Source organism: Rossellomorea sp. ABR4_012 (assembly GCF_056159545.1).
The window spans coordinates 286,401-304,394 of sequence record NZ_JBSWVK010000004.1 but is presented as its reverse complement, the minus strand read 5'-3'; the positions used below and the strand labels follow the sequence as shown (position 1 = coordinate 304,394).

The window sequence follows — 17,994 nt, the reverse complement described above, 5'->3', positions numbered from 1 at the left end:
GGTTTTCCTTTTCTATTAGATAAAAATCATTTATTATAAAAGCTAGATGTTTCAAGAGGTTTTATCGAAAAAAACCCTATGTTGTCGGATTATGTTGTCGCATAGAATTTCAGGAGGTAACTATGGAACGAAAAGAATGGTATTTAGAATATGAAATTCAAAAAAACCGTCCTGGCCTCTTAGGTGATATTTCCTCATTATTAGGGATGCTTTCTATAAATATTGTGACGATCAATGGTGTCGACGAAGGAAGAAGAGGGATGCTTCTTCTTGCCAATAATGAAGAACAAATAACCCGTCTGGAATCGATCCTGCAGACAATGGATACGATTAATGTGACGAAATTAAGGGAACCTAAACTAAGAGACAGACTCGCTGTCAGGCATGGCCGGTATATTCAGCGGGATGCAGATGATAAAAAGACATTCAGATTTGTTCGTGATGAACTCGGATTGCTGGTGGATTTCATGGCCGAGCTTTTTAAGCAGGAAGGTCATAAGCTTGTAGGAATAAGGGGTATGCCGCGAGTGGGGAAAACTGAATCAGTTGTCGCTTCAAGTGTGTGTGCTAATAAGAAATGGCTATTTGTTTCATCTACTTTATTAAAGCAGACAATCAGAAGCAAGCTGATTGAAGATGAATACTCTTCTGACAACCTATTCATCATTGATGGAATCGTGTCAACCAGGCGGGCAAGCGAGAAGCACTGGCAGCTGGTAAGGGAAATCATGAGGCTGTCAGCCGTGAAAGTCATCGAACATCCGGATGTGTTTGTTCAAAATTCAGAGTACTCATTAGATGACTTTGATTATATTATCGAGCTGAGAAACAACCCTGATGAAGAAATTACATATGAATTAGTTGAACAAAATAACCTATTCCAAAATTCCGATTTTGGAGGTTTTGATTTTTAATATTGGAAGGTGTTAAATAGTGACGGAATTAGGAAAACGTCTGAAAGAAGCTCGTGAAGCCAAAGGTTACAGTCTTGATGACTTACAAAGAGTGACGAAGATACAAAAACGTTATCTAGTCGGCATTGAAGAAGGGTCTTATGATATAATGCCAGGGAAATTCTACGTCCGGGCTTTCATCAAGCAATACTGTGAAGCAGTGGGCTTGCAGCCGGAAGTGATTTTTGAGGAATATAAAGATGAAATCCCGACAACGTATGAAGATGAGATTCCAGTCTCCCTTTCCCGTGTACAGTCGAGAAAAGGAGTTTCAGGCAGCTCGTCCAAGGCACTTGATATAATCCCTAAACTTTTGATCGCTGTATTCGTTATAGCGGTGTTAATTGCCTTGTGGGTATTCGTGCAAACCAAAGTGGCTGATAATGCCAGCAATGAAGACACAGCTAACAAAGAACCAGTAGCTGTCGATCAGCAGGATCTGCCTAATGAAGAAGAACCTGTTGAAGAGGAAGGTAAGGATCAAAAAGAATCCAATGATGAAACTCAGTCTGAGGAAGAGGAAGAAACCAAAGAACAAGAAGAGAATGCTGATCAATCATTGGAGGCGGTTAAGACAGAAGGTACTAAAACGACCTATCAGCTCAAGAACACAGATCAGTTCAAGCTGGGGTTAGCTGCTAAAGGAGACACCTGGGTTGCTGTGTACAATTCCAAAGATGAAGTATTGTTCCAGGGGATGTTGTACGATGGGGATAAGAAGGAGTTTGATCTTACTGCAGATCAGCAGGCATACCTCATAATCGGTAACACCGCTAACACTGATATCAATGTGAATGGTAAACTGCTCCAGTATAAGATTCCTACGGATACAGTCAGACAGGATGTTATTATCCAATACCAGCCTGCAGAATCTTAACAATAAGACGATTGGAGCAAACGGACTCCACATTTGAAATGCTGTAATCATTTTGTTTTCTAAGTATTGGAGGTAGAAAGGTGAACTTACCTAATAAGATTACAATTTCGCGGATCTTTATGATTCCATTATTTTTAATCATTATGCTGGCACCATTAAACTGGGGAGACATGATCTTCATGGGTGCTGAGATGCCGGTGAAGCATTTTGTGGGCGCGTTGATTTTTATCATCGCTTCGACTACTGATTGGATAGACGGATATTATGCAAGAAAGTATAATATGGTAACTAATTTAGGGAAATTTTTAGATCCGCTTGCAGATAAGCTTCTCGTGTCTGCCGCTTTGATTGTCCTGGTGGAGCTTGGTCTTGCTCCTTCATGGATCGTCATCATCATTATCAGCCGTGAATTTGCCGTAACAGGTCTTCGTCTGGTACTTGCCGGGGAAGGTGAAGTAGTAGCGGCGGGCCAGCTTGGGAAGATAAAGACATGGGCACAAATCATCGCTATTTCTGCTCTATTGCTTCATAATGCCATCTTTGAACTATTCAATTTCCCATTTGCGACAATCGCATTATGGGTTGCCATGTTCTTTACGATTTGGTCAGGATGGGATTATTTCAAACATAACAAGCAGGCGTTTGTTAACTCTAAATGATCTTTCTTAAGGCGGGAAGCTGGACGTATGTTCGCTCTCATTATAATCTATAAGGGATGATTCTTGAATGAATCATCTCTTTCTTTATATATGAAAGAGTCTATTAAAGGGGGAAAACCAAGTGAATGCTGAAATCATTGCAGTGGGATCGGAATTACTATTAGGGCAGATAGCCAACACAAATGCTCAATACATATCAGAACAGCTTGCTGAAGCGGGTGTGAATGTTTATTATCACACTAGTGTAGGGGATAACCCCCTACGCCTGACTCAAGCTATTGAAGTTGCACAGGGAAGAGCCGATTTGCTCATCTTTACCGGCGGGCTCGGACCTACTAAAGATGATCTGACGAAAGAAACGATAGCACAAGCTTTGGGAACAGGCCTATCAATGGATGAAGAAGCTTTGGACTCAATTAAATCATACTTTAAGAAAACAAAACGCCAAATGACACCAAATAATGAAAAGCAGGCTCTCATACTTCAAGGCTCTAAGGCATTAAAAAATGAGAATGGAATGGCTCCAGGTATGTTCTTTAAAAAGGGAGGCATATCATATATGCTGCTCCCGGGCCCGCCATCTGAAATGCGGCCGATGTTCAGCAAGTACGGTATCCCTGCCATTTTAGCCAGTTTAAAAAGGAAAGAAATCATTCATTCACGGGTTTTGCGTTTCTTTGGAATCGGTGAAGCTCAGCTGGAGACAGACTTGGAAGAACTGATCGATACACAGACGAACCCCACCATCGCACCACTCGCAGGGGATGGGGAGGTCACTCTGAGGTTGACTGCCAAGCACGAGTCAAGGGAAGTGGCAGCTGATCTGCTTGATGCTTTGGAAGGAAAGATCATAAACGTGGCTGGAGATTATTTCTACGGGTACGATCGTGATTCCCTGGTCGAAGTAGGGATGAAGTTATTGAAGGAAAAAGGGTTTACCCTATCATGCGCTGAAAGCCTGACAGGAGGTTTGTTTCAATCGGAAATAACCTCTATACCTGGTGCTTCCACAGTATTGAAGGGAGGCGTGGTCTGCTACCAGGATGAAATAAAGAAAAAAGTGCTTTCCGTTCAGGAAAGTACACTCGAACAATATTCATCCGTAAGTGAACAATGTGCAAAAGAATTGGCTGAAAATGTGCGAACTCTCTTTTCTACCGATATAGGTATCAGTTTCACTGGGGTAGCGGGACCGGACGACCTTGATGGAAAAAAGGCTGGCACAGTATGGATCGGACTGGCCATAAAAGGCCAGAGTACTAAAGTATTCCTTTTGAATCTAGCCGGTGGAAGAAATGCAAATCGAAAGAGGACTGCAAAATACGCCTGGCATTATCTATTAAAAGAATTAACATGAACTCAGTAAAAAGAGGCTGGGACAAAAGTGTTTTAGTCTAAGTAAAACCCGAACTAATTTGCATTCTTTGAGGCAAAATAGTTTGGGTTTTTAGTTTTGTCCCAGCCTCATTTTTGATTGGGTTTTTCCTAGAAATCAACAAATGCAAAAAACCGAATGGATGTTCGATTTTTTTCTTGTTTTCTATTAATACATGGTTTATAGTATAGATAGGTTGGATTTGAGACAAGCTTATAAGTTGTCTTTAAGTTCTATATTCAAAGGAGGAAAAATAGTGAGCGATCGTAAAGCAGCCTTAGATATGGCGTTGAAACAAATAGAGAAACAGTTTGGAAAAGGCTCTATCATGAAGCTTGGGGAACAAACTGACAGAAAAGTAGTGACTTGTCCGAGTGGATCACTTGCGCTTGACGCGGCTCTTGGAGTCGGCGGTTATCCTCGCGGAAGAATTATTGAGGTGTATGGTCCGGAATCCTCTGGTAAGACAACAGTAGCACTTCACGCAATTGCAGAAGTGCAGGCACAGGGCGGACAGGCAGCATTCATCGATGCCGAGCACGCACTGGATCCTGTATATGCGCAAAAGCTTGGAGTAAACATAGATGAACTATTGCTTTCTCAGCCTGATACAGGTGAGCAGGCACTGGAAATCGCTGAAGCATTGGTACGAAGCGGTGCAGTTGACGCCATCGTTATCGACTCTGTAGCAGCACTTGTACCTAAAGCCGAAATTGAAGGGGAAATGGGAGATTCACACGTAGGGCTTCAAGCCCGCTTGATGTCCCAGGCCCTTCGTAAATTATCAGGTGCAATCAACAAATCGAAGACCATCGCGATCTTCATCAACCAGATTCGTGAAAAGGTTGGAGTCATGTTTGGAAATCCAGAGACGACTCCTGGTGGACGCGCGTTGAAATTCTATTCTTCTGTACGTTTGGAAGTACGTCGTGCGGAAACCCTTAAGCAAGGCAATGAAATGGTTGGTAACAAAACGAAAATCAAAGTCGTTAAAAACAAAGTCGCTCCTCCTTTCCGTGTAGCGGAAGTAGATATTATGTACGGACAAGGAATCTCCAAAGAAGGGGAAATCGTCGATCTTGGATCCGAGCTTGATATCGTGCAGAAGAGTGGTGCATGGTACTCATATAACGAAGAGCGTCTTGGACAAGGCCGTGAAAACGCGAAAATCTTCTTGAAGGAGAATCCTGAAATCCGAAATGAAATCATGTTGAAAATCCGTGAACATTACGGATTGGATACAGGAGCTGCGGATACGGAAGATCAAGGTGAACTAAATCTATTAGAAGATTAACATTGACAGAGGAGAAGCAGGCATGTTCATGTTTGCTTCTCTTTATTTTTCACTTCTTTCTATAGACTCAATGGTTGATAGTTAATTGACCCTCCATCGAACTACCATAATGATATTATGTATACTAGAGAGGGGATCACTATCGATTTTTGTCGAATAGCAAGAAATCCTTGAGAAATCTAGTGAGAGACGGGACAACCCCTTGACAATAAATTTTCTGAGATTTAAAATTAACATGTATATTTTACAAATTTTTCGAATGAATATTTGAAAGCCTAGCGCTGTATATTGAGTTCAAATGAGCAATGTACAAGCCGACATGTAAAAGACATGATGACAGTTCATAGCAAGAGGAGGTGAAATAATGCAACCTATAACAATCATCTCCATTTTGCTTGGCCTTATCGTCGGTGTAGTTGTTGGATACTTTATTCGTAAGTCCATTGCTGAAGCGAAAATTGCCGGTGCCAGAGGTTCAGCAGAGCAGATTTTAGAAGATGCTAAGCGCGAGGCAGATGCTCTGAAGAAAGAAGCACTACTTGAAGCAAAGGACGAAAATCATAGACTTCGCACTGAAATGGAAAATGAACTTCGTGAACGAAGAAATGAATTGCAAAAACAAGAAAATCGTTTAATGCAAAAAGAGGAAAACCTCGACCGTAAAGATGATACGCTTGATAAGCGTGAGGCTTTATTGGAAAGAAAAGAGGCAGCTCTTAACGAAAGACAACAACATATTGAAGAGATGGAAAGCAAAGTGGACGAGATGGTACGATCACAACAAACTGAACTTGAACGTATCTCGAGCTTAACTCGTGATGAAGCGAAAGGAATCATTCTCGACCGCGTGGAAAATGAGCTCTCCCATGATATTGCGATCATGGTCAGAGAACATGAAACACGTGCGAAAGAAGTCCTTTCACTTGCTATTCAACGTTGTGCTGCTGAACACGTGGCAGAGACAACAGTTAGCGTTGTGAACTTGCCAAATGATGAGATGAAAGGTCGAATTATTGGACGAGAAGGACGTAACATTCGTACGCTGGAAACATTAACAGGAATTGATCTCATAATTGATGATACTCCTGAAGCGGTTATTCTTTCTGGTTTCGATCCGATTCGTAGAGAAACGGCTCGAATTGCATTAGAGAAATTAGTACAGGATGGGCGTATCCACCCTGCACGAATTGAAGAAATGGTAGATAAATCCCGTCGTGAAGTGGATGAATATATCCGTGAAATCGGGGAGCAGACAACCTTTGAAGTTGGTGTTCACGGGCTTCACCCGGATTTAATCAAGATTCTGGGCCGTTTGAAGTATCGAACAAGTTACGGACAGAACGTATTGAAACACTCAATGGAAGTGGCCTATCTTTCCGGCTTACTTGCTGCTGAGCTTGGAGAAGACGAAAGACTTGCCAAGCGTGCCGGCTTACTTCATGACATCGGGAAAGCAATCGACCATGAAGTGGAAGGAAGCCATGTTGAAATTGGTGTGGAACTCGCAACGAAGTATAAAGAGCATCCTGTTGTCATCAACAGTATTGCTTCCCACCACGGTGATACAGAGCCGACATCAATCATTGCGGTTCTGGTAGCAGCTGCCGATGCCTTATCTGCAGCACGTCCAGGTGCAAGAAGTGAGACGCTCGAAAATTATATCCGCCGTCTTGAGAAGCTCGAGGAGATCTCTGAATCCTATGAAGGAGTAGAGAAATCCTTCGCGATTCAAGCGGGACGTGAAGTGCGCATCATGGTAAGACCTGAAGCCATCGACGATTTGGAATCCCACCGATTGGCAAGGGATATCCGTAAGAGGATCGAAGATGAACTCGATTACCCGGGCCACATCAAAGTAACGGTCATCCGTGAAACGAGGGCCGTAGAATATGCGAAATAATAAGGTTGACTCTCGAAAGGAATGATTTCTTTCGGAGTCAGCTTTTTTATTTGGATCTGTACACCTTACTTCATGCATAGTGTGAAGGTTATATGTGATACAATAAACTACATAACAGATTGTTCATTGTAATAAATACATAATAGAGAAGGGAAATTTCATGAGAATTTTATTTGTAGGAGACGTAGTCGGCTCTATGGGCCGTGAAATGATTACAGAATATTTATCGAAGCTTAAAAAGAAACATCCGCCCGATTTTACCATCGTAAATGGGGAGAATGCTGCATCTGGAAGAGGGATTACCGAGAAAATCTATAAAAAGTTTCTGCAGGATGGCGCTGATATGGTGACCTTGGGAAACCATACTTGGGACAATAAAGATATCTTCGATTTTATTGATTCATCCAAAAAAATGGTGCGCCCTGCTAATTTTCCTGAAGGAACTCCGGGTACTGGTTTAGTTTTTGGAGAGGTCTATGGAAAGACAGTGGCAGTGATAAATGTTCAAGGAAGAACATTTATGCCCCCGCTTGATGATCCATTTAAAATAGTTGATGCACTAGTGGATGAAGCCAAAAAGAAAACCTCCATCATTTTCGTTGACTTTCATGCAGAAGCGACGAGTGAAAAGCAGGCAATGGGATGGTTTCTGGATGGCCGGGTTTCAGCGGTGATCGGCACGCATACTCATGTTCAGACTGCGGATAATCGAGTCCTTCCAAATGGGACAGCCTTCATGTGTGATGTAGGAATGACAGGTCCTTATGATGAAGTGTTAGGGATGAACAAAGAGTCAGTGCTTAAGAGGTTTCAAACGAGTCTGCCAGTACGATTTGAAGTGCCGAAAGAGGGGCGGAAAATATTGAGTGCGTGTCTGATAGATATTGATCATAAAACCGGAAAAGCAAAAAAGATTGAGAGGATCCTGATCAATGAGGACCATCCTTTCATAGCTGAATATTAATGTTTTTCATTCCTTTTTCAGTCATACCGGAATGAATTGTCCATTTCTTGAATATAGTAGCAGTGGAATCATTTATACCAAGTTTGTTCTTTACCACGGACATACGGTATGGGGGAAATGACAAGGAGGAAAAGGAATGGAAATATTAAAAGTTTCAGCAAAATCTAATCCTAATTCTGTAGCTGGTGCACTCGCCGGTGTTCTTCGTGAGAGAGGAGGAGCTGAGATTCAGGCAATTGGAGCAGGAGCTTTGAACCAGGCTGTGAAAGCAGTTGCGATTGCCAGAGGATTTGTTGCTCCTAGTGGTTTAGATTTAATTTGCATCCCGGCATTTACAGATATACAGATTGATGGAGAAGAACGTACAGCTATAAAGTTAATAGTGGAACCAAGATAAACGTAATGCCTACACTTAAGTAGTATGAGGATGTTCACGATCGTATTTCTACACGGAATTTGGTTAGGAATGATCTGTGCCTCATACCCGGCAGTTTATGAAAAAGGGCTGTTCGTTAAAGATTTTTCTTTAGTGGACAGCCTTTTTATTTTTCATTTATAGTACATATATGATGTAAGGGAAGGATTTGAAAAAATGATCTTTGACGCACATTGCGATGTATTGATGAAACTTTATCTCGACCCCGATAACCTTTCGTTCCAATCAAAAGAAGATATGCATATTACATACCCTCAATTGAATGAATGCGGATCTAAAGTGCAATTGTTCGCTATTTATATCCCCTCATACTTAAAGCCCGGGCAGCGCTTTCAAGCCGCTTTAAAAATGGTAAACCTATTTCACAGGAAGATCATTGATCCGCATCCTGATGTGAAATTCGTTACTTCTAAAGAGGATATCGATAATCTTTCACAGAATGACATAGGTGCTATGCTGACGCTTGAAGGTGCAGAAGCAATCGAAGAAGATCTTGAAAAGCTCGAAACGCTGTACCGCCTTGGTGTACGTTCTGTAGGATTAACATGGAATTGGGCTAATGCTGCAGCGGATGGGGCCCTGGAACCGCGGGGAGGGGGATTAACTAACTTTGGGTTTGAAATGGTTGGTTTCCTGAATAATAAGAATATGTGGACCGATGTCTCCCATTTATGTGAGAAAGCATTCTGGGACGCAGTCGAATCGGCTCAATATCCGATTGCATCACATTCTAATGCCTATTCAATCTGTCCTAATCCTCGTAATTTAAATAATGACCAAATAGAAGCACTCATAAAAAAAGATAGTGTGATGGGTGTGACCTTCGTACCTCCGTTCTTAAACAAAAAAGGAAGTGCGGAACTGACGGACATTGTAAGGCATATTGAACATATATGCAGCTTGGGCGGAGAAGATCATGTTGGTTTCGGATCTGATTTCGATGGAATTGATCTTACGGTTAAAGGGCTGTCTTCTTATAAGCAATATGACAATCTGATCGGGACTCTGCAACGCTACTATAGTGATAAACAAATAAAGAAATTCTTGTTTGAAAATTTCCATAAACGAATTCAATTCTAGAATGCAGGCTGATCTTCTTAGGAGATCAGTTTTTTTATGCCGAATGGTTCAGACAGTAGTGATTTGTATTGAAAAGTGATAAACTTGTATAGTACGTGTTTAATAGAGATAAGATAAATGAGATATTTTATCTATGGATTTCACCGGTATTTTATGGTGAAATGATGGAAATCAGAGACCTGTAAGAAAGGGTGTTAATATATGAAAGAACAGCTTTCATGGAAGGTTGGCGGTCAGCAAGGAGAAGGGATCGAAAGTACGGGGGAAATTTTCTCCATGGCATTGAACCGCCTTGGCTATTACTTATACGGTTACCGCCACTTCTCCTCTCGAATCAAGGGAGGGCATACAAACAATAAGATCCGTGTCAGCACTACTCAGGTTCGTGCAATTGCGGATGACTTAGATATTTTAGTAGCATTTGATCAGGAAACGATCGATGTGAACTATAAAGAGCTTCATGACGAAGGTGTCATCATCGCGGATGCCAAATTCAAGCCTGAGAAACCCGAAGATACTGAGGCTTCATTGTACATTGTGCCGTTTACTGAATTAGCAGCCGAGCTTGGAACATCACTGATGAAAAATATGGTCGCTGTCGGTGCAACTTGTGCTGTTTTAAATCTGGACCCTGAAGTTTTTAAAGAGGTAGTAGATGAAATCTTTGGACGTAAAGGTGAAACGGTTGTAGAGAAGAATATGGAAGCGATCAGACAAGGATACGACATTATGAAAGCTGAACTTGGGGATAAAGCTGGTTCCCTACAGTTGAAAGAAGCAGACGGACGTAAACGTATGTTCATGATCGGTAACGATGCGATTGCCCTTGGTGCATTGGCAGGCGGGGTAAGGTTGATGGCTGCTTATCCCATCACTCCAGCATCAGAAATCATGGAATACTTAATTAAAAAGCTGCCAATGGTAGGCGGTACGGTTATCCAGACAGAGGATGAGATTGCTGCAGCAACAATGGCGATTGGTGCGAATTACGGGGGTATCCGTTCATTTACTGCATCAGCAGGGCCTGGTCTGTCTCTTATGATGGAAGCGATCGGCCTATCGGGAATGACTGAACAGCCTCTTGTCGTAGTCGACACCCAGCGTGGAGGTCCATCTACAGGATTGCCTACAAAACAGGAACAATCTGATTTAATGGCTATGATTTATGGTACACATGGTGAAATACCTAAGATTGTCATGGCTCCAAGTACAGTTCAGGAAGCTTTTTATGACACTGTTGAAGCATTCAATCTTGCAGAAGAATATCAATGTCCGGTCATTATTCTTTCTGACCTGCAGCTTTCTTTAGGTAAACAAACAGTAGAACCGCTTGATTACAGCAAAGTAGAGATTCGCAGAGGGAAACTTGTGAATGATGAAGCTCAGCTTGAAGAATTGGAACCCAAAAAATACTTCAAACGATTTGAGGTAACAGAAGACGGGGTATCACCTCGTGTAACTCCAGGAATGAAGAATGGGATACATCATGTCACTGGTGTGGAACATGATGAAACAGGTAAACCGTCAGAATCGCCTGTGAATCGCCAAGCTCAAATGGACAAGCGTATGCGAAAAATAGAAAATATCAATTTTAATAACCCAATTCATGTTGAAGCCCCTCATGAAGATGCTGATTTACTTCTGGTAGGCTTCAATTCTACCCGTGGAGTAATCGAAGAAGCAATGACCCGTTTGGAAAAGGACGGAGTCAAAGTAAATCATGCGCATATCCGATTGATTCATCCTTTCCCTTCGGAACATCTCCAGCCGCTTATGGAGCAAGCGAAGAAAGTAGTGGTGATCGAACATAACGCCACTGGGCAGTTATCAAATATTATCAAGATGAACGCGGGATATGGACACAAAATCAAGAATATGACGAAGTATGATGGTACTCCTTTCCTGCCTCATGAAATTTACTCTAAGTGTAAGGAGTTGAGCTAATCCATGGCTACCTTTAAAGATTTTCGTAATAATGTGAAGCCTAACTGGTGTCCTGGGTGCGGTGACTTCTCGGTACAAGCATCCATACAGCGTGCGGCAGCGAACGTGGGACTCGATCCAGAAAATTTAGCTGTTGTTTCGGGAATAGGATGTTCAGGACGTATTTCAGGATATATTAATTCATACGGTTTCCATGGAATTCATGGACGTTCTCTTCCGATCGCTCAAGGATTAAAAATGGCAAACAAAGATTTGACGGTGATTGCTTCTGGTGGTGACGGCGATGGATTTGCAATTGGCCTTGGGCATACCATACATGCGATTCGACGAAATGTTGATATCACATATATTGTCATGGATAACCAAATTTATGGATTGACCAAAGGACAGACATCTCCGCGTTCTTCGTCTGGATTCAAGACGAAGTCAACACCACAAGGTTCAATCGAACCTGCACTTGCACCGATGGAAATGGCATTAACAGCCGGTGCAACCTTTGTGGCGCAGAGCTTCTCTTCTGATTTAAAGGAACTGACTGCACTGATAGAAGCAGGATTGAATCATAAAGGATTTTCTTTGATAAACGTATTCAGTCCTTGCGTTACCTATAATAAGATTAATACGTATGACTGGTTTAAAGAAAATCTGACGAAGCTTGCAGATGTGGAGGGGTATGATCCTTCTAACCGTGAGCAGGCAATGAATACGCTCATGGAAAAGGACGGACTTGTTACAGGATTGATTTATCAGAACACTGAGCAGCCATCTTACCAACAGTTAGTGGCGGGATACTCCGAGGAACCACTGAATACACATGATTTAAAACTGGATGATGAAACGTTTGAAGGATTGTTAAAAGAATTTATGTAATTAATATAGCCGGCCGCCACAGAAATGGGGAGCCGGCTTTTCTATTTTTGTAAATCAGGAGTTGTTATTATTTTTATTTTCAATAAGAGTTTGTTTAGGGCGGTTTTGAATTATATGAGTTTGTATTCTCTTTTGATTCTCTACAAGCCGCTTTAAGTCAAATAAATTTTGTGACATTTTATTATTTGAGTCCCTGATTGAATCAATTTCTCCAATAAAGTTGATAAAATTATCTTCTACATCCTGAAAACGTCCTAAGATTTTCTTATTTTGCTCTGTGAATTGAAGTTCTTGCTCATATTCGATCAAGTCGATTCGTTCGTCTTGCTTTTTGGTCCGTGTATCAATATCGGCAAATTGTGCTGAGAACCACCATTCGTTTTCTTCGATCGTTTTCTGATATTGATGCAGCATGTCTTTAATAAATTGCATCTTCTGCTTCTCTGCCTCAATCAGTCGCTCTTTTGCCTCTTCTATAGATTGGATTGTGTGTTTTCGTTCGGCTATAAGTTTTTCCAGTTCTTCTGTTTTAGATAATAGATCAAGGAATACTTCTTTCTTGGTTTCTTCAGAGTTTATCAAGGCATTATTTAAATCGTTAATATGAAGCTTCTGGCTTTTGGTCTGTGATCTCAACCTTTCTGATTTGGTTAGCAGGTTTTTGTTATCACTCAAGAGCTGATCATTTTGAGACGATAACTTTCCATTGAGGACTTCAAATTGAGACAAAGCCCGTATTTGATTTTTATTTTCTATTTCTAATTGAAGAAGCTCTTTTTCTAATGTTTTAATATGTTGACCCTGTGATTCAATATGCGATTCTTTGTCATGTAAAGCATGATGGAGGAACAACACCTCTTCTTCCAGCTTTTCTTTTCCTTCCTTGAATTTGTTTCTTTCCATAATCAGTTCATGTTCGGTTGTTTCATTCATCCTAATTTGAGTGTAAAGATCCTCGATTATCTCTTCCTTTTCCTGAATGACTCCTTTATAATAATCGGCCTCGGCATATAAATGACTTTCTTTTATTTTCTGGATTGTTTTTTTCAATCGATTGATCTCAGATTGAAGATAATGCTTTTCCTGATTTTCAATATGATACATGGGAGATTTCATTGGTTTATCGATCAGAACCCCCTCCTCTTGGGTATATGTCTTACTTTACCTTATGCATTAAATTAGCGTCCAGTTCCTGGGGGGAAGCCCATTTCTTAGATGGATACATGAAGTTTGGAACAAATTTCGACAGTTATGCCTCTCTATTGTATAAGCCTTTAAAAACCTTTATACTGTTATAATGTGCAAGTGTAATTGTCAGTTTTACTATTACGGATTTTATAATAGAAGAAATCGGTTTATTATTCGTTTGTTATAGAGTTAGAAAGGGGAATTTACATGAACGAAGAACAACGCAAACATGGGCAGCAAGCGAAGTCAGATACTCCAGCGGACAAAAAATCCGAAAAGGATTACAGTAAGTACTTCCAAAGCGTCTATATTCCTCCATCATTGAAAGATGCAAAAAAACGGGGAAAAGAAGAAGTTAAATATCATAATGACTTTACAATTGATGATCAATATAGAGGATTGGGGAACGGGAAAAAATTCTATATTCGCACCTATGGCTGTCAGATGAATGAGCATGACACTGAAGTCATGGCAGGGATATTTATGGCCCTTGGTTACGAAGCGACCCATTCAACCGAAGATGCAGATGTTATTCTCTTGAATACATGTGCCATCCGTGAAAATGCCGAGAATAAGGTATTCGGCGAGTTAGGTCATTTAAAACACTTGAAGCGCGAGAAGCCTGACCTCTTAATCGGGGTCTGCGGCTGTATGTCTCAGGAAGAAGCCGTAGTAAATAAGATTCTAAAAACATATCAGCAGGTTGATATGATTTTCGGAACTCATAATATTCACCGTCTTCCTCAAATTCTATCCGATGCCTATATGTCTAAAGCGATGGTGGTGGAAGTTTGGTCGAAAGAGGGAGACGTTATCGAGAACCTCCCTAAAGTGCGCAAAGGCAATATTAAAGCTTGGGTAAATATTATGTACGGCTGTGATAAGTTCTGTACGTATTGTATCGTGCCTTATACCCGTGGTAAGGAACGCAGCAGACGCCCTGAAGAAATCATTGCTGAAGTGCGTCATTTGGCGGCACAAGGGTATCAAGAAATTACGCTTCTCGGACAGAATGTAAACGCATATGGAAAAGATATTGAAGATCTCGAGAATTATGGTCTCGGTGATCTGATGGATGAGCTGAGAAAAATTGATATTCCGCGCATTCGTTTTACAACAAGTCATCCAAGAGACTTTGACGATCATTTAATTGAAGTCCTCGCTAAAAAGGGGAATCTTGTAGAACATATCCACTTGCCGGTACAATCAGGTTCCACACCAGTATTGAAAATAATGGCTCGTAAATATTCGCGGGAACAGTTCCTTGAATTGGTTCGAAAAATTAAAACAGCTATGCCTGATGTCGCTTTGACTACTGACATCATTGTAGGATATCCGAATGAAACAGAAGAGCAATTTGAAGAGACACTTTCACTTTATCGTGAAGTAGGATTTGAATCTGCTTACACTTACATTTACTCTCCACGAGAGGGCACTCCTGCAGCGAAGATGAAAGATAACGTACCGATGGAAGTGAAGAAAGAGCGTTTAAGACGTCTGAATGAAGTCGTTCAAGAACACTCTGCAAGAGCTCTTAAGAAGTATGCAGGTACTACAGTAGAGGTCCTTGTTGATGGGGAAAGTAAGAAAAACCCTGATGTTTTGGCAGGGTATACACGCAGAAATAAATTGGTGAATTTTAGAGCACCAAAAACAGTGATTGGTAAAATTGTAAAAGTGAAGATCACGGATGCGAAGTCCTGGTCATTAGACGGTGAATTGGTTGAAGAGGGCCAGTTAGGTTCAGAATTTTTAGAAGCGGCAGAGGTGAAGTGAAATGGCAAAATATACAAAAGATGATATTATGAAAAGAGCAGAAGAATTGGCGGAAATGATCGCAGAAACAGAAGAAGTTGATTTCTTCAAGCGCGCTGAAGCACAAATCCATGAAAATCAAAAAGTTCGTGAGATGATTGCAAGCATTAAGAGTTTACAAAAGCAAGCTGTCAACTTCCAGCATTATGGAAAAACAGAGGCGTTGAAAATGGTGGAAGCGAAAATTGAAAACCTTGAAAAGGAAATAGATGAAATTCCAGTCGTCCAGCAATTCAAAGAGTCTCAAACAGACGTAAATGATCTTCTCCAAATCGTGGCATCTGTTATTTCTAATAACGTAACAGATCACATTATCGAATCTACAGGCGGAGACCTCCTTCGCGGAGAAACAGGTTCCCAGGTTAAAAACTCCACACCGGGTAGCTGTTCATAAAAAACAAAAAACTAATTTTATTAATAATAATGCCAATGCCATGAAGATGATCATCTTCATGGCATTGTTTTGTTATTAGCTGATTTAGCGATGAAATTTTAGTACTATCCAGCGTTTGATTGGAGTGCAAGACGAAGACTCCTGCGGGAAAAGCGTGTTAGGTGAGAGCCCACAGGCAAAGCCGAGGAGGCTCACCAACCGTCCGCGGAAAGCGAAGTCTTGCACGGAAATCAATAGCGGTGTAAAAACTACACATATACGCCCCATAAATTCATCCCCCAAAATACCTTTTAGGGAACATTCAATGGGTATTCGCATACAATACATTATCTCGCAACAATCCCATTATGTAATAAAATTTTCTCGCACAAACACCTAGACAGTCGCATAAGATGAATTGAAAATGAATGAGGAGGTTCGCTCGAATGGCAGAATATAGAGAGATTATTACGAAAGCGGTCGTAGCGAAGGGACGTAAATTCACACAGTCTCATCATACGATTAGCCCGCCGCATAATCCATCGAGCATTTTAGGCTGCTGGATCATCAACCATAAGTATGAAGCACACAAAGTAGGCAAGAAGGTGGAAATACACGGTTCATTTGAGGTAAACGTATGGTACTCTCACAGTGACAATACGAAAACATCCGTTGTAACTGAAAGAGTCGATTACTGTGATGAAATTAAACTCAAATACCGTGATCCGGACGTCTTGGATGACATCGAAGTATGTGCACGCGTACTCCAACAGCCAAATTGCTGCGAAGCGGTGATTTCACCAAACGGTAACAGAATCATTGTTCATGTTGAACGTGAAATCCTGGTAGAAGTTATCGGAGAAACCAAAGTATGTGTACTTGTAAATCCGGAAGGCTGCGATGATGACGACTGGGATTGCGACTTAGATGATGAAGAATTCGAAGAGCTCGACCCAGACTTCTTAGAGGGAGTAGAAGAATAGCCTGTGCTAGGAAGAAGGCCTCTTCCTAGTTTTTTTCTTCTGCCTATCAAGGATTAAAGAGATGGCTCATTTTAGAAAACGGCAACCATACATGAGTTAACAAGTTTATGTATATCTTACAAGAGCGTCTCCTTGATGCTCTTTTTTATCGTATTATCTAATAAGGGAAAGGCAGCTTAAGATTTAAGCTGCCTTTGTTAATGTTTTTGTTTACATTATGAACAATAAACTGATGACCGCACATGTAATGGAAGCAATCAAACCTGTCAATAAGGGTTTGAAACCGAGCTTTGAAAGATCTTTCAGATGGACCTCAAGTCCAACCGCTGCCATGACCATGATGATCATAAATTTAGAAAGGGATTTTAGCATTCCTTCAATGATACCGGGTATCACTCCGAAAGTATGAAGGACGGATACCCCAAGGAACATCAGTACAAACCATGGAAATGCCTGCTTAAGTGATGATGCGCTTTTCGTCTCGTTTTTTAACACGAAAGGTAATAATACCATGACAGGGATCAGAAAGAGAGTACGGGCAAGTTTTACTGTCGTGGCCACATCACCCGAATGATCACCATAACTGTAACCGACTGCAACAGCCGAAGATGTATCGTGGACAGCGGTCCCTGCCCAAATACCAAACGAAACCTGTGATAATCCAAGCAAATGTCCGATAAAGGGATAAGAAATAAATGCTATCAGATTGAAGAAAACAATAGTACTCAATGCATATGCCGTTTCGTTCTCTTTTGCCCCGATAATCCCTTTCACTGCAGAAATGGCTGTAGCCCCGCAAATGCTTGTTCCTATACCAATCAATAAACTCAGCCTTGTTTGAATACCAAGTAGTCTTCCAACCACATAAGTAACGCTGATGCCAACCGTCACCGATATAAAAATGATCCAAAGTGCAGATTGGCCGATTTTCATTATCTCTAGAAGGCTTAAACCCACTCCTAAAAAGACAATCGCCACTTTTAGCAGCTTTTTTATAGTGAATTGAATGCCAGGCTGCCAAGAGTTTGGCAAATCAGTTGCATTCCGGAGAATGATACCTATCAAAATGGCAAACAAAAGGCTGCCGGCTAATGGGAACCAAGAGCCCAACCCTTTTGCGACTACGCTGATCAATAAGATGAAAACCAATCCGATGGTTTCTTTGGGGAGGATATTCTTTGTATATTGATGCACAGTGATGTAGCTCCTTCTTTAAACAATCTATTTCCAAGTATAATATATTATAAGAGTAATGGGGACCCCTTACCAAATTCAATTCTATG

At 41.1% G+C, this 17,994-nt stretch carries 16 protein-coding genes; 14 read left to right on the top strand and 2 right to left on the bottom strand.

Translation table 11 applies throughout. The features are described from left to right. The first annotated feature begins 122 nt into the window (after positions 1-122). The 11 genes from ACXAFV_RS17540 (at position 123) to ACXAFV_RS17490 (ending at position 12,352) form a co-directional block, all read left to right on the top strand. Positions 123-914, top strand: a complete 792-nt coding sequence (locus ACXAFV_RS17540; RefSeq protein WP_475128357.1) for a DUF3388 domain-containing protein — start codon at positions 123-125, stop codon at positions 912-914. A gap of 19 nt (positions 915-933) precedes the next feature. Further along, positions 934-1,830, top strand: coding sequence for a helix-turn-helix domain-containing protein (locus ACXAFV_RS17535; protein WP_475128356.1), 897 nt, complete (start codon positions 934-936; stop codon positions 1,828-1,830). Positions 1,831-1,910: 80 nt separating this feature from the next. After that, the gene (gene pgsA, locus ACXAFV_RS17530) at positions 1,911-2,489 is read left to right on the top strand and encodes a CDP-diacylglycerol--glycerol-3-phosphate 3-phosphatidyltransferase (protein ID WP_475128355.1); all 579 of its coding nucleotides are present in this window, start codon (positions 1,911-1,913) and stop codon (positions 2,487-2,489) included. 121 nt (positions 2,490-2,610) lie between these two features. After that, complete coding sequence (locus tag ACXAFV_RS17525) at positions 2,611-3,846, top strand: competence/damage-inducible protein A (protein ID WP_475128353.1); 1,236 nt, start codon at positions 2,611-2,613, stop codon at positions 3,844-3,846. 274 nt (positions 3,847-4,120) lie between these two features. Further along, positions 4,121-5,158 carry a recombinase RecA gene (gene recA / locus ACXAFV_RS17520; protein ID WP_475128352.1) on the top strand — a complete coding sequence of 346 codons (1,038 nt, stop codon included), beginning with the start codon at positions 4,121-4,123 and terminating at the stop codon, positions 5,156-5,158. Between the two features lie 364 nt (positions 5,159-5,522). Continuing rightward, positions 5,523-7,058 (top strand): ribonuclease Y, encoded by a 1,536-nt coding sequence (rny, locus tag ACXAFV_RS17515; RefSeq protein ID WP_475128350.1) that lies wholly within the window; start codon positions 5,523-5,525, stop codon positions 7,056-7,058. Positions 7,059-7,218: 160 nt separating this feature from the next. Continuing rightward, positions 7,219-8,022, top strand: a complete 804-nt coding sequence (locus tag ACXAFV_RS17510) for a TIGR00282 family metallophosphoesterase (RefSeq protein ID WP_475128349.1) — start codon at positions 7,219-7,221, stop codon at positions 8,020-8,022. A 136-nt stretch (positions 8,023-8,158) separates the two neighbouring features. After that, positions 8,159-8,419 (top strand): stage V sporulation protein SpoVS, encoded by a 261-nt coding sequence (gene spoVS, locus ACXAFV_RS17505; protein ID WP_032088761.1) that lies wholly within the window; start codon positions 8,159-8,161, stop codon positions 8,417-8,419. A gap of 195 nt (positions 8,420-8,614) precedes the next feature. Continuing rightward, positions 8,615-9,538: a dipeptidase gene (locus tag ACXAFV_RS17500; RefSeq protein ID WP_475128347.1), complete on the top strand. Its 924-nt coding sequence runs from the start codon at positions 8,615-8,617 to the stop codon at positions 9,536-9,538. Between the two features lie 201 nt (positions 9,539-9,739). Further along, complete coding sequence (locus ACXAFV_RS17495; RefSeq protein WP_475128346.1) at positions 9,740-11,482, top strand: 2-oxoacid:acceptor oxidoreductase subunit alpha; 1,743 nt, start codon at positions 9,740-9,742, stop codon at positions 11,480-11,482. Between the two features lie 3 nt (positions 11,483-11,485). Further along, entirely contained in the window at positions 11,486-12,352 is an 867-nt protein-coding gene (locus ACXAFV_RS17490) for a 2-oxoacid:ferredoxin oxidoreductase subunit beta (protein WP_475128344.1), read from the top strand. Between the two features lie 54 nt (positions 12,353-12,406). On the opposite strand, the gene ACXAFV_RS17485 is transcribed toward ACXAFV_RS17490, so the two are convergent. Further along, positions 12,407-13,456, bottom strand: a complete 1,050-nt coding sequence (locus ACXAFV_RS17485) for a hypothetical protein (protein WP_475128343.1) — start codon at positions 13,454-13,456, stop codon at positions 12,407-12,409. 291 nt (positions 13,457-13,747) lie between these two features. Between ACXAFV_RS17485 and miaB the strand changes: the two genes are divergently transcribed. From miaB to ACXAFV_RS17470, 3 genes are all read left to right on the top strand, one after another. Beyond that, positions 13,748-15,316, top strand: a complete 1,569-nt coding sequence (gene miaB / locus ACXAFV_RS17480; RefSeq protein WP_475128341.1) for a tRNA (N6-isopentenyl adenosine(37)-C2)-methylthiotransferase MiaB — start codon at positions 13,748-13,750, stop codon at positions 15,314-15,316. Between the two features lies 1 nt (position 15,317). Then, positions 15,318-15,749 carry a YlbF/YmcA family competence regulator gene (locus tag ACXAFV_RS17475; protein ID WP_446246389.1) on the top strand — a complete coding sequence of 144 codons (432 nt, stop codon included), beginning with the start codon at positions 15,318-15,320 and terminating at the stop codon, positions 15,747-15,749. Positions 15,750-16,174: 425 nt separating this feature from the next. Continuing rightward, entirely contained in the window at positions 16,175-16,711 is a 537-nt protein-coding gene (locus ACXAFV_RS17470; RefSeq protein ID WP_475128340.1) for an outer spore coat protein CotE, read from the top strand. A 210-nt stretch (positions 16,712-16,921) separates the two neighbouring features. Here ACXAFV_RS17470 and ACXAFV_RS17465 read toward each other — a convergent pair whose 3' ends face one another. Continuing rightward, positions 16,922-17,905 (bottom strand): YeiH family protein, encoded by a 984-nt coding sequence (locus tag ACXAFV_RS17465; RefSeq protein ID WP_475128339.1) that lies wholly within the window; start codon positions 17,903-17,905, stop codon positions 16,922-16,924. Between the last annotated feature and the right edge of the window lie 89 nt (positions 17,906-17,994).

Bases quoted from the DNA above. Each gene is read 5' to 3' on its own strand.
- miaB (WP_475128341.1), top strand. From the start codon at position 13,748: ATGAACGAAGAACAACGCAAACATGGGCAGCAAGCGAAGTCAGATACT.
- ACXAFV_RS17470 (WP_475128340.1), top strand. From the start codon at position 16,175: ATGGCAGAATATAGAGAGATTATTACGAAAGCGGTCGTAGCGAAGGGA.
- ACXAFV_RS17500 (WP_475128347.1), top strand. From the start codon at position 8,615: ATGATCTTTGACGCACATTGCGATGTATTGATGAAACTTTATCTCGAC.
- ACXAFV_RS17540 (WP_475128357.1), top strand. From the start codon at position 123: ATGGAACGAAAAGAATGGTATTTAGAATATGAAATTCAAAAAAACCGT.
- ACXAFV_RS17495 (WP_475128346.1), top strand. From the start codon at position 9,740: ATGAAAGAACAGCTTTCATGGAAGGTTGGCGGTCAGCAAGGAGAAGGG.
- rny (WP_475128350.1), top strand. From the start codon at position 5,523: ATGCAACCTATAACAATCATCTCCATTTTGCTTGGCCTTATCGTCGGT.
- ACXAFV_RS17485 (WP_475128343.1), bottom strand. From the start codon at position 13,456: ATGTATCATATTGAAAATCAGGAAAAGCATTATCTTCAATCTGAGATC.
- ACXAFV_RS17510 (WP_475128349.1), top strand. From the start codon at position 7,219: ATGAGAATTTTATTTGTAGGAGACGTAGTCGGCTCTATGGGCCGTGAA.
- spoVS (WP_032088761.1), top strand. From the start codon at position 8,159: ATGGAAATATTAAAAGTTTCAGCAAAATCTAATCCTAATTCTGTAGCT.
- ACXAFV_RS17475 (WP_446246389.1), top strand. From the start codon at position 15,318: ATGGCAAAATATACAAAAGATGATATTATGAAAAGAGCAGAAGAATTG.
- ACXAFV_RS17490 (WP_475128344.1), top strand. From the start codon at position 11,486: ATGGCTACCTTTAAAGATTTTCGTAATAATGTGAAGCCTAACTGGTGT.